This is a genomic window from Streptococcus infantis, from assembly GCF_047460405.1.
Classification (GTDB): Bacteria; Bacillota; Bacilli; order Lactobacillales; family Streptococcaceae; genus Streptococcus; species Streptococcus infantis_Q.
Genome location: NZ_JASHGH010000002.1, coordinates 83,896 through 96,508 on the forward strand (window position 1 = coordinate 83,896; position 12,613 = coordinate 96,508).

A 12,613-nucleotide genomic window follows, 5' to 3' on the forward strand; every position below is an offset into this window, starting at 1 on the left:
TTTTTTAACTACAAAATTGATTTATTATCATCTAAACTCATCTTGTAATCTTTAAAAATATCTTTATTAGATACCCCTTAAAATATAACTATAATTATACTACTAATTTTAAAGATTTCAACAAAAATAATGATTTATTAGTAAAAATTTGTTAAAATCAGTAAGGATGTTATATTTTAGTTTTAGAGCTGTGTTGTTTCGAATGGTTCCAAACGCTTTTTAAACTAGATATATATAACCCCCTAACACTTCTCAGTGCTAGGGGCTTTTTTAGTTCCTTAAATACCGCATATATTCTACTAATACATAGACAAGGATTGTTAAACAAATGATCGTTTCCAGCCAAACGAGGAGGTTAAGGACTGGAAACTGCAGAATGCCTTGGGCCATTTTCAATGAAGTTGCTGTGATGATAGTTGGGAAGGTTAGGGCTGAAAAAGCTGGTTGAAATCCCTGTTTTAAAATATTTGGCAAGCGACTGAGGACAAAGAAAAAGAAAGTTTGTGAAGCAAGAATCATGACTAGCAAAATCCAGACATGAAGAGCTGAACCTCCGATCCGAACGAGTGCTGCTAACAGTAGAGAAAAGGGAGCACAATAGATTCCTTCTTGCCCCAGTAAAGCCCGTGGCAATGGATTACTTTTCAAATCTTGATAAATCAGAGGATAAAGGAAAAGGGTTAAGGTAAAGCCAAAAATCCAAGCACCATAGGCAATCTCGACTATGCCCACCACTGGGTAGGTCAAGCTTGCTACTGCTATTCCCACATAAAGAACTGTCCAACTTGGCGTTGCGCTCGTTCTTGGTTTAGTCTGCACATAATTTTTAGTGAAGTAGATGATTAAACCTACATCCAGTAGAAAGGCAAACCACCAAAGAGCTTGCACTATGATACTCATACTCGCAGGTAAGATTCGCAGTAAGTAGGTTGATAAAATCATCCCTGCCATGGGAAAAGTCGCCATTCCCGATAATAGAGGAGCTTTCTTAAGTTCTTGCTGGATTTCTTGCCAATCACTAAGATGACTGTATAAAAAATAAAACCATAAAATCAAGCCTGACAAACTAAAGATGTGCGATAATAGTGGAAAAATATCCAGGATGAGATTGCCTGCTCCAGCCAATCCCAATAAACACCCTGAAAAGGCCAAGGGGAGTTTTTTCATATGAACCTCCAATAGTCATGTTATTATCAGTATAGCATAAAAGCGCTTAAATGAAGTATTAAAAAACGAAGTTTAAAAAGATAAACCTCGTTTTTATTTTCTTTATTTTTAGTTTGTCGCTAAAATATGTCGCAATTGCACAGCACTAGGAGAAACAATTGGCAAAAATGCGCCTTCATTCCAACGACGTATGAAACCGGATGTCGATTTACTAAAGTATCCTCTACCGCCACCAGCTTGTAGTTCTAATAAGAGACTTTGGGCAACAACATCAACAATATCAATCCGTAACTGGAATAGCTCACGCGGATTTTTAACGAAATAGGACTCTTCAGATAGTCCTTGATAGAGAGAATGCCGAATATCATCTAACTGTTCGACCTGATGTTGCCACTCTTCCTTCAAGACACCTCGTTTCCCCAATTCTTTTTCGACTTCTGAGAGTGAACGTTCAGCCAAACCAAAAGCTAGGCCAAATTGGTAGCCTAAAAAAGCTGGACGATTTTGCGCTAAAAATTGATGAGCATCCTTGGATAGAATCCACTCTTCCTTTAAAGGAACCTTGTTGAAAGTCAGAGCTGCCGTATTTCCTCCTTGGAGAGAGACAAATTCCAAATCTTCGGAACGACTAAAGTTTTCTGCGTCCGATGGTACGGCTACTACATAACTTGTACTCGGATCATCTGCAAATCCTGCTACAAAAATAGTGAGGAAGCGATCCCTACGAGCATTGGTTACCCAAGGAAGTCGTCCTTTAAGATAATAATTTCCCTTTTCTTCAAGGATACGAACATTTAGTTCCTCTAAGTCAGATAGATACTTGACCGCATTAGACAAAGCCGTAGCACCTGCATATTCTCCTGATAAGAGTTTTTCCAAGTAAACTTCTTTGAAATAAGCATTATCAGTATGAAGAATATTGTCTATTAAAGTTCGTTGCCCCCATGAGATAAAGGAAGCTGTTAAGGAATGTTGAGCGAGTTCTGAAAGGATATCGATAACATCTTGATCACTTCCACCTAGCCCTCCAAGAACTTTTGGTACTCCTACACGAAAGGCACCTTCTGCAGCAATTTTCTCAATCAGCTTTTCTCCAGCTTGACATGATTTTTTGTCAATTTCATCAGCATGCTGGTCTAACCAGCTTAAAAATTCTTCTGAAAAAAATCCCATACTCTGCCCTCCTCTTATGCATAAGGTTGTAATTCTGGATTAATCGGTGTGTTAGCTAGGTTGTTGGCATAGTTACACAGACTTGCTAGACTGACACCGAGAACAACATCCAAGGCATTTTCTTGTGTATAGCCTGCTTCAAGAAATTCTCCAAGAGCTTCATCTCCTACGCGCCCTTTGGTATTGATAACTGCCAAGGTAAACTTAGCTAGGGTATCCAGCTTAGGATCGCTTTCGATTGGAGTACGATTGCGAAGGGCTTGAAGTAGGTCATCGTTCATCTGGATTTGCTTGATAGAAAAGGCTGTGTGACCAGCGACGCAAAATGCACAACCGTTGGTTACAGCTGCAGTGATTTGTACCACTTCTCGTTCTACAGGTGTTAGACTATTGCGACGGTTAATAGCTCCAACAGTGCGATAAGCCTCTAGGGCTGTAGGGGCATTGGCCAAAAGACCGATAAGATTTGGGATATAACCATTGTTGTCCTTTTGTACCGTTTCAAGAACTTCTTTCACTTCTGCTGGCGCTGATTCTACTGTGTGGATAGTAAATGTTGTCATAAGGGAACCTCTTTTCGTTTTGTAATTAAATAGTTTCTGCGAAAATCTTACGAAATCTCATCAGCCTATTGAACAAATCCTTGCATTGATTGATGACTCATTAGCTTTTCGTTGACAATAAGTCTAACACAGAATCTATACCTTGCATAATATATATTTTAAATTGCACTGATAAAAAATTTTTATGAAAACAAAAAAATCACACCAGATGTGTGATCATACTGTTAATTTATCTGATGCTTGTTTCTTAAAACTAAGATGGACTCTACTAACAAGCAGAAAATAGCCAAGTCAAAACCAGTAAATACTCCAAAATATTCTGTGATAGAACTCATTAGAAAAACAGAAGCAGAAAAAGCCAATGTAGAGACAACTTCAATAACGGAGTAAACATTCACAAGTTCCTTCTCATCAACCGATTCCTGTAAAAATACACTCTCAGGGACTTCCTTAATCTGAGATAGAAAACCAATTACTAGAGATAGGAATAGAAAAACAGGTGGATTTGGAAATAACACTATCAACAGAGTTACTAGTGCTGTCGCTAACAAAGAAAAGGTCATAGTCTGATATTTATAGGTAACAACTTTCTCTGCTAGACGGAAGATAATAGCTCCTCCCAAGATAATCCCCAAGGAATAGGCTGTATTGACGTAGCCCCAATAGCTTTCTGACCGATGTAAAATCTCAGTCACAAACACAAGTAAAACTGAAGATACCCAGATAGCATTGGCTAAAATTTCTAAAAGATTGGCTTGGACAATAAAAAGTAATCTTGATTCTTTAGCCACCAATCGCCAACCTTTTGTTAACGTCTCAAGACTTGTTTCAGAGGATAACTCTTCTTTTTCGACTAGTGGCAAACCGAACATCAAAATCGTCGAAATTGTAAACAAAACTAACACAATGAGCAGACTAGGATTCATTCCCAGACTCGCAAATAAGAAGCCTCCTAAGCCCCAACCAACTAGTTGTACACTTTCACCACTCATAGAAATGGCTGCATTCGCTTTAGCTAAATCACTTGCATATCGTGGAACAATCGCATAGGAAACAGGCGCTGCAAAACCATCCAAAACGGAGATTAAGGTAACAATAGCATATAAAAGAGGGAGGGAAATAGTTTCAGATTGCTTGAGTAGAAAAAACAAAATCGCTAGCAGAGTCGTCTTACCCAATTGAGTCAAGAAAAGAACACGATTTAAAGCGAATCTCTTCGTTACTAATGGAACTAAGAAACTAGCTAAAAAGGAGGATAGACCTATCAGAATTGGCACTAGGGAGGTTGAAATGACCGAACCAGATAAGACAAACACATTTGCAATCACAATGACTCTAAAAAAGACATCTGCTAGATTCGCTAGTCCCTGTGAAATCACTAATTTTCGAATATCTTTTGACATAAACACCTCCAGTTTATTTTTATTTCGCACTTAGATGAAACAAGACATATCAGACCAAAAACACATTTATGTTGACTATTATACAATAAATAAAAGTGCAAATAAAGGATATCATTAAAGAGGTACTATTGAATTTCATTCATCTTATGACAGAATACTCTTCGAAAATCTCTTCAAACCGCGTCAACGTCGCCTTGCCGTATATATGTGACTGACTTCATCAGTTTCATCTGCAACCTCAAAACAGTGTTTTGAGCTGACTTCGTCAGTTCTATCTACAACCTCAAAGCAGTGCTTTGAGCAACCTGCGGCTAGTTTCCTAGTTTGCTCTTTGATTTTCATTGAGTATAAAACAAAAGACTAGCCCTAGTAGTGAAAAAACTAGCATCTCACAAACAGATGCTAGCATTTTCATTAAATGGAAAGATCAATCTTACATTATTTATCAAAATATTTCTTCGTCTCAGCAATAACAACTGGTGATAAAGCCAAGAGGGCAATCAAGTTTGGTAGAGCCATGAGAGCATTGACAATATCAGCGATAATCCAGACCATATCCAACTCAATGAAACCACCTAGTAAGACCATGGCAACAAAGACCACACGATAAAGCCAGATAAAGCGAACACCAAAGAGAAACTCAAAGCAACGCTCTCCATAATAGTTCCATCCCAAAATCGTGGTAAAGGCAAAAAGCACCAAGAAAACTGTTAAAAGAGCTGGACCCAAATATGAAAAGACTGTTGAGAAGGCTGATTGAGTCAAAGCAACTCCATTCAAATCACCGTTCCAAACACCAGTCACCAAGATGGTCAAGCCAGTCAGGGTACAGATGATTAGAGTATCAATAAAGGTCCCTGTCATGGAAATCAAACCTTGCTCCACCGGCTTATTTGTCTTGGCAGCCGCAGCCGCAATGGGAGCTGAACCCAATCCAGACTCATTTGAGAAGACCCCACGCGCTACACCATTTTGAATAGCCATCCGAACACTAGCTCCTGCAAATCCTCCTAGTGCAGCAACTGGACTAAAAGCTGATGTAAAGACCAAGGCCAAAGTTGCAGGGATTTTCTCAATATTAACAAAAATGACTGTCAAAGTTCCCAAGATGTAGACAATAGCCATAAAAGGAACTACTGTAGTAGAAACTTTCGAAATAGACTTGAGTCCACCAAAGACCGCAATCCCCACGAAAATAGATAAAACAAGTGCAGTAATTGTCGGATCAATACTAGCCGTATTTTGAACGGATTCTGTAATGGAATTTACCTGGGTAAAAGTACCAATCCCCAAAAGTGCAACCAAGACTCCAGCTACAGCAAAGAAGATTGCAAGAGGGCACCATTTTTCGCCCATCCCTAGAAGGATATAATGCATCGGTCCTCCTGCTACTGCACCATGATCATCCTTGGTTCGATATTTGATAGCAAGTAGTCCTTCTGCATACTTGGTTGCCATTCCAAAGAAAGCAGCCACCCACATCCAAAAAAGAGCACCTGGTCCACCAACCTTGATAGCCGTTGCAACCCCGATAATATTTCCTGTACCAACAGTTGCTGCGAGGGCTGTACACAAAGCCGCGAAACTCGATACATCCCCATGCCCCTTATCCTTGGTAAAAATAAGCTGAAAGGCCTTAGGGAGACGCAAAATTTGTAAGAGTCCTAAACGAAAAGTCAAGTAAATCCCTGTACCAACCAATAAGATCAAAAGGGGTGGTCCCCATACCAGAGCATCCAGCTCTTTTAGCAAATTTAACATACCATTCTCCTATCTATTCAACCCCAAAAGAAAGAGTACATGCTAGAAACATGTACTCTGGAATGCATCGATAAATGCCAAAAAGCGCTCTATCATTGCTCTGTCCTTTTACCTGAGAGTTTGAGCAGTTGCCTGCCTTGCCCCTTCGGTGCCTTTACGGTCTCTCCAGAGTTCCGTCCATTTACAGTCATGAAAAATCAAACGATTTTCCACTTCTATTAAACTTCATTCGGTGTTGTATTTAATTTTTATTTATTTTACAAGAAAATTCAGCTCTTGTCAATTATTTTCAGAAAATTTTATTATACTTTTTATGATTTTTGCTTTACTGAAAGTTCTATAATGAAGTTAGCCATCCAGCCCTCCTAAAAATTAGATTCTTCAACTAGCTTATAGCTAGTACTCGATTTCATTTGATAAGCGGCTTGATGATGTTAGGCTGGTATCCAAGGCTAAGACTAGCCTTGCTTTAGCTGACAAAACAGCTTCAAGGGGTTCTCTTGTCACATAAAAGCTCTTATAGGCATAAGAAAACAGCTCTGTGTTATACTTGTTGTTCAACCACAAACACAAGAAAGGCACAGAGATTCAAAACTATTATACTACAAAAGTCAAACATTTGACAATCGATAGCCGTCGGTTAATCGAACGATGGAAAAAAAGGGAAATCAAATAGAGAAATTGCCTCTCTACTTGGAAAAACTCCTCAAACTATCCATACTGAAATCAAGCGTGGGACAGTCCTACAATGTGTTGGAATAGGGCGCTTCTAAAAGGGTTATTCTGCGACTATGCTCAACAGTCTTATGAAAGTGCTGGCATTAAAATATCCTCACACATCACGCAAGGAAATCGATCTATCAAGCAAGCTTTGACTATGTCGGGATTGATTGCAGCAAATTCTAAGGATCCAGCTTTTTCTTCTTTTTACAATCGAATTTCCCAAAGAGGAAGCAAGACGAGAGCCATCATTGCTTGCGCCCATAAGATTCTCATACTCTTCGAAAATCTCTTCAAACTGCGTCAACGTCACCTTGCCGTATATATGTTACTGACTTCGTCAGTTTCATCTGCAACCTCAAAACAGTGTTTTGAGCTGACTTCGTCAGTTCTATCTACAACCTCAAAGCAGTGATTTGAGCAACCTGCGGCTAGTTTCCTAGTTTCCTACTTTGCTCTTTGATTTTCATTGAGTATCAGAATCATTTCTCCACCAAATAGACTTATCAAAAAGAAAAGGCGCTAGGACTGAGGAAACAGTTCTAACGCCCAAAATAAAAAATTTTCAATTACAGTGTAGCACAGGAAGTGATTTTTTGCGCTTTTTTACTGTTTTTTTCAAATAAAATACTAAATTATTTTTAAAAATCAACTTGTGATAATTGCCTTCAAATAAACATTTTGAATTTTCTTTGTCTTTCTTTACATTAGTAAAAATGCCGATTGCAGGGATCGAACCTGTGACCTACGCGTTACGAGTGCGTTGCTCTACCAACTGAGCTAAATCGGCGATTACCCTTTTAGTATAGCACTATAAGGAAGGATGTCAAGAAATTTTCATCACAATTAAAAAAGCCTGTCCTGAGACAAGGCTTTGAGATTCTTCCTTTTAAGAACCCGCACTTTCGTAGGCATCCAAGCCCCTGTCCCAAAGTTTTAAAGAAATAGCAAAAAAGACGAGGGAAATCAGAACCAATCCTCCGATGTTAAAAAGTCCATCCTTATCCTGCAAGAAATAGCTGGCAGGATAGTAAGCCGTAAAGGCAAAAGGCACGATAAAACTGATCAACCAACGAAGAAGTGAATTGTATATAGAAATCGGGTATTTGGCGAAATCATTGAACATATAAAAAATGTAAATCATGGCACCTGACTGCTTGGTCCAAAAAGCGATACTGGCTGTTGCGATTTTTAAGGAAGTATAAATCAAGGTCGCAAAAGGAATGCAGACTAGGAAAAGCAGGAATTTGGGAAGAGTCCAAGCAATGCTAGTCACCGTTGTTCCCAATAGAATGCCACCGATCAAAAGTTCACCCAAGGCATCAATCTGAAAGGTCTCAACGAGGATGTGAAAGAGAGGATTGATAGGACGAGTCAGATACTTGTCAAACTCCCCTTTTCGAACTAGACGTTGACCTAAAGCCCAGAGATTGTCAAAAAAGAGATGATCTAATCCCTTTGGAATTAAGGAAAATCCATAGATAAAGGCAATCTCTTGAAAGGTCCAACCTTCTAGCGAGGGGATGTGTTGAAAGAGTACATTAAGAAACAAGAGGTTCAAGCCTTGAGTCAGAAAGACTCCCAACACACCAACCACAAAATCTACCTTGTATTCCATGATTTGCTTGATGTATTGTCTGATAAAAATCAGATGCATACGTTGATATTTTTTCATACTAACCTCCCTGAATGGTAATAAAGGACTGGACTCGTTTCCAAATCAACTGAGACAAGCCCATCATCACTAAGAGCCAGAAGAATTGCAAAGCGAGTGCCTGAAGAATCTGACTGGCATCGTATTTCCCAACAATAATCATGACTGGCGTGTAGATCAAAGATGAGAAAGGCAGGAAGGATAGAATATCTGCAACAACCTTTGGAAAGAAAGCCAAGGGAATCAAACTTCCAGACATAAAGGCTACCAAGGAAGTCTTGAGTAAATTGGAACCCCAAAGATTTTTAAATACAAAGGCTGAAAATCCAAAGCAGATATTAAAGAAAAAGTTAATCAGATAAGCCAGCGTTAAGCTAAAAAGATAAAGAACAGTTAAGCCCAACATTTCTACGATTCCTTGTCCAGATAAGATTTTCATCAGCACAATGACACTTAAAAATGGAAGTCCAACAGAGATAAAAATCAACCACTTAGACCCAAGCTCGGTAAAGAGATAAGAGGCCGCAAAATGAACAGGTCGCAACAAACGCATGATAATAGAACCATCCTTAACCTCTTCCCCAATCATGAAAGAAGAATCTGACTTGGACAAGAGATTGGTCACAAAACTCATGATGATGTAGAGGGTGATATCTGCCATACTGAAGCCCTGAATCAAGGACTCCTGCGAGGAATCAAAGACTGCCTTCCAGAGATAAAAGGCCACAAAAGCCCCCATGACATCGCCAATCCTATAAAGAAGAAAGTTGACTCGATAGGTAATCAACTCCTGAATCCCTGCATTGATAAAGGGTTTATAACGTCTCCACAATTTGGCCATCTTAGAGCTCCTTTCGGTAGAAGCGACGGATAATATCCTCAATATCCGTATCCACCATCTTCAAATCGCGGATTTCAAAATCAGATAAGGTTTGCTTGATAATATCAGCTGACTGGTAGCGTGAACTATCAAATTCAATATTAAGGCTATTTCCTTGTCTATCAACGGTCATATCAGGCAGGCCTTCATAGTGAGAAGCGAGATGACTTTGCCCTGGCGTCAGATCGAAGGAGAGAGTCTTCATCTTGCCAAAGGTTTCCTTGAGCTGGCTCACCGTTCCATCAAAAATCTCCTGACCCTTGTCAATCATAAAAATCCGATCACAGAGTTGCTCAATATCACTCAGATCGTGAGTGGTCAAGAGAATAGTAGTTTCTTCTTCCTGATTGATTTGAGTAATAGCCCGACGAATGTTGTCCTTGACCGAAACATCCAAACCAATGGTCGGCTCATCTAGAAAGAGAACCTTGGGATTGTGAAGCAAGGAGGCCGCAATATCCGCCCGCATCCGTTGACCTAGTGAAAGAGTCCGCACGGGATCCTTGATAAAGTCCTTCAAGTCTAAGACTTCATTCAAAAAGTCCATTCGCTTATGAAAGAGCGAATCTGGCACATCGTAAATCTCTTTCAAGACCGTGTAGGTCTCTTGCAGAGCCAAATCCCACCATAGCTGGGTCCGTTGTCCAAAAACAACCCCAATATCCTTGACATAATCTTGGCGATTGTCTTGCGGAATTTTGCCGTTAATCCGGCAAAAACCAGATGTCGGCTTTAAAATCCCGGTCAGCATTTTGATGGTTGTCGACTTTCCAGCACCATTTGCCCCAATAAAGCCTAAAATTTGTCCTTTTGGAACCTCAAAGGTCAAATCCTTGACCGCTTCAAAGGTCTGCTTTTCAGGATGAATAAAGGAGCGCAAAGCCCCCTTCAAACCTGGCTCCTTGACCGTCTTCACAAAATTTTTCTGAAGATGTTCCACTTCTATCATTGCCATATCTATCTCCCTATGGTAAGGAAGAGCAATATTGTATTATTGACTACAAATATTCTAAATCCTTACTTTCTAAACCTTCTACATTTTATTATTACAAAAGGCTTTATACCAACCTATTATAGTCTAATAAAAAATGGAATGCAAGCGTTTGCTTATGGATTATAAAATTAGAGATTTCTCTCTTAAAATAATGCTATCATCAAAAATTCTGGTTTAATAGTTTCCTTAAAACACCAAAAAAACCACCCAATGGGCAGGTTCTGATTTGTATTGTTCAGCTAGATTAAGCTTTACCTTCTTGAGCCTACTGAGCAGTGTCACATGTTTTTGAAAACCTTTAACTACGATTTTATATAAAGTGACATAAATTAGAATATAATCTGACTAAATACGTATATGTCAATCGGATTTGTTCCCGATTTCAAACAGTAATCTGTCCAAGCTACTTGATTGATGTAACACTCTCAAGATGGTAACCGTATCCTTATCAAAACGATAAAACACTGAATAATTTTTTACTAGTAGTCGTCTAACTTTAATATCTAAACTGAGTAATTCTTCTACAATAGCGCATCTTTCAGGAAATATTTCTAAGGTTTGAATCCCTTCTGCAATAGCTTCAAAGTGATTCATGGCAGTTTTCGGTGATTGAAGCTCATCTGCAATATAATGATAAATGGCTTCCATATCACTTTCAGCTCTTTTTAAAATATTAATGGTTATTTTAGTCATGCATTCCGTTCCTTAAATTCTTTAAAGAACTCATTGACCGATCGAACCTGACCGTTTTCTGCTTCATGATAAGCTTCAACCATCATTTGTCCAAATCGATCAGTTGTCATTTCCTCTACATTCACTGATAAAGGGGCGTCTGGCAATGCAATATCAAAAGGGATTTTCTTCGTTAATGATACTTGTTTCAATAATAGTGTAACTAATGTTGACATCGGCATCCCAAGCTGCTTCAAAACCTGTTCAGCTGATTGTTTATCTAATTCATCAACTCGAACACTAATTGTAGCTGTTTTTCCCATTCTTATCACCTCACTTAAGATTTGTACTGTAATTGTACATCAATTTGCATTACTTGTCAATTAATACTCAATGAAAATCAAAGAGCAAACTAAGAAACTAGCCGCAGGTTGCTCAAAGTACTGCTTTGAGGTTGTAGATAGAACTGACGAAGTCAGCTCAAAACACTGTTTTGAGGTTGCAGATGAAACTGATGAAGTCAATCACATATATACGGCAAGGCGACGTTGACGAGGTTTGAAGAGATTTTCGAAGAGTATAAATGTTTTCTGAAAACGAAATACCACTATTACATTGTTTAAAGATTAGCCATCAAAAAAAGTGGTTATGCAAAAACTATTGATCATGTAGCGCTCTCGTAATCCTAACTCCTATAGGTTTCAAAAACTTACTGGTTTATTGAATGTTGTGGATATAGAAACTAAAATTCTAAGAAAAATCTCATTTATTAAAAATGAGGTCGTAATTTTGTACTGACCTCATTTGTATATTTACCCCAAAAACATGGATTCTGGGAGACATTTACCACTTATTGATTTTTATAATTCATCAATTTATTTACAAAACATTAAAAGATTTTGTAGACATATATGACATTGATTTTAATTGACTAGGCTACAAAGTTTCTATGCCTTAATAAGCAGTCATTTTCTGAAATAATTTTGACAATCTGGAATTAAGAATATTTTCTTTCATTTCCTTCTGATACACTAAGAGAAATCGTTTATTACTTTCTAGTATTAAAAGCTGAAATAACAGAGCCGACAGCTGCAACACGTGCTGAACTAGCAATATCATGCTGCAAAGCGCGAGTTTCTTCTTGAATAGAAAGTTGATTTTCTTGAAATTGTTGTGTTTCTAAAAGATTATACGCCTCCTGCAATGTCAAAGCACGTCCTTCTTCAACCAGTTTATAAAGACGGTAAGTATCACTATAATTATAAAATTTCTCTGGAAAATTCTTTTTCCCATTAATGTACCCTGGTTGACTAATTTCTGTATTATGTAATTTCTGAGCCTGTTCCAGTTCCGCTTCTGCTGGTTGTATCAAAAATAACTGACGACCACCAAATAATACAATTCCTATCATCAGAAATACAAAACGTTCCAAACCTCTACCACTATCAGTAATCAAAATTAGTAAAGTAAGTACAAACATTGCAATGATAGTTTTTCCTAAGAACTGCTTAGCTTTCGTTAACTTAGCTTGTTTTTCTTGTAAATTTTTCAAAGTTACTGCTACTGGAGCTGTCAACTCACGTTTATCTTGTAAGTATTGTAAAATTTCCTCTCTCGTCATTTCCA

11 protein-coding genes, 1 tRNA gene, 1 pseudogene and 1 riboswitch are annotated in these 12,613 nt (G+C 38.3%); of the genes and pseudogenes, 1 reads left to right on the top strand and 12 read right to left on the bottom strand.

All coding sequences use genetic code 11. From position 1 onward, the window contains the following. Positions 1 to 270 precede the first annotated feature (270 nt). The 5 genes from QM928_RS01375 to QM928_RS01395 form a co-directional block, all read right to left on the bottom strand. Positions 271 to 1,167, bottom strand: coding sequence for a TDT family transporter (locus tag QM928_RS01375; protein ID WP_075232154.1), 897 nt, complete (start codon positions 1,165 to 1,167; stop codon positions 271 to 273). 108 nt (positions 1,168 to 1,275) lie between these two features. After that, on the bottom strand, positions 1,276 to 2,340 hold the full coding sequence (locus QM928_RS01380) for an acyl-CoA dehydrogenase family protein (protein ID WP_414273191.1): 1,065 nt from the start codon (positions 2,338 to 2,340) through the stop codon (positions 1,276 to 1,278). 14 nt (positions 2,341 to 2,354) lie between these two features. Next, positions 2,355 to 2,903, bottom strand: a complete 549-nt coding sequence (locus tag QM928_RS01385) for a carboxymuconolactone decarboxylase family protein (protein WP_045763587.1) — start codon at positions 2,901 to 2,903, stop codon at positions 2,355 to 2,357. 224 nt (positions 2,904 to 3,127) lie between these two features. Further along, positions 3,128 to 4,306: a ryptide export MFS transporter gene (locus tag QM928_RS01390; protein ID WP_414294299.1), complete on the bottom strand. Its 1,179-nt coding sequence runs from the start codon at positions 4,304 to 4,306 to the stop codon at positions 3,128 to 3,130. A gap of 438 nt (positions 4,307 to 4,744) precedes the next feature. Next, entirely contained in the window at positions 4,745 to 6,067 is a 1,323-nt protein-coding gene (locus QM928_RS01395; protein ID WP_414294298.1) for an alanine/glycine:cation symporter family protein, read from the bottom strand. Between the two features lie 90 nt (positions 6,068 to 6,157). Next, a riboswitch (glycine riboswitch) is annotated at positions 6,158 to 6,246 on the bottom strand. 407 nt (positions 6,247 to 6,653) lie between these two features. Here QM928_RS01395 and QM928_RS01400 point away from each other — a divergent pair. Further along, positions 6,654 to 6,878, top strand: a pseudogene (locus tag QM928_RS01400) (helix-turn-helix domain-containing protein); the annotation flags it as partial. Between the two features lie 626 nt (positions 6,879 to 7,504). Here QM928_RS01400 and QM928_RS01405 read toward each other — a convergent pair. The 7 genes from QM928_RS01405 to QM928_RS01435 all read right to left on the bottom strand — a co-directional run bounded on the left by QM928_RS01405 (position 7,505) and on the right by QM928_RS01435 (position 12,608). Then, positions 7,505 to 7,577: transfer RNA gene (locus QM928_RS01405), tRNA-Thr, on the bottom strand. Positions 7,578 to 7,676: 99 nt separating this feature from the next. Further along, positions 7,677 to 8,462: an ABC transporter permease gene (locus tag QM928_RS01410; RefSeq protein WP_414294297.1), complete on the bottom strand. Its 786-nt coding sequence runs from the start codon at positions 8,460 to 8,462 to the stop codon at positions 7,677 to 7,679. A 1-nt stretch (position 8,463) separates the two neighbouring features. Further along, on the bottom strand, positions 8,464 to 9,282 hold the full coding sequence (locus QM928_RS01415; RefSeq protein WP_414294296.1) for an ABC transporter permease: 819 nt from the start codon (positions 9,280 to 9,282) through the stop codon (positions 8,464 to 8,466). Between the two features lies 1 nt (position 9,283). Further along, on the bottom strand, positions 9,284 to 10,276 hold the full coding sequence (locus QM928_RS01420) for an ABC transporter ATP-binding protein (RefSeq protein WP_414294295.1): 993 nt from the start codon (positions 10,274 to 10,276) through the stop codon (positions 9,284 to 9,286). Between the two features lie 399 nt (positions 10,277 to 10,675). Beyond that, positions 10,676 to 11,008 (bottom strand): type II toxin-antitoxin system RelE/ParE family toxin, encoded by a 333-nt coding sequence (locus tag QM928_RS01425; RefSeq protein ID WP_414294294.1) that lies wholly within the window; start codon positions 11,006 to 11,008, stop codon positions 10,676 to 10,678. Continuing rightward, positions 11,005 to 11,310 carry a type II toxin-antitoxin system RelB/DinJ family antitoxin gene (locus QM928_RS01430; protein WP_414294293.1) on the bottom strand — a complete coding sequence of 102 codons (306 nt, stop codon included), beginning with the start codon at positions 11,308 to 11,310 and terminating at the stop codon, positions 11,005 to 11,007. The genes QM928_RS01425 and QM928_RS01430 overlap by 4 nt, the downstream gene beginning before the upstream one ends. A gap of 725 nt (positions 11,311 to 12,035) precedes the next feature. Next, positions 12,036 to 12,608 (bottom strand): hypothetical protein, encoded by a 573-nt coding sequence (locus QM928_RS01435; RefSeq protein ID WP_414294292.1) that lies wholly within the window; start codon positions 12,606 to 12,608, stop codon positions 12,036 to 12,038. Positions 12,609 to 12,613 lie beyond the last annotated feature (5 nt).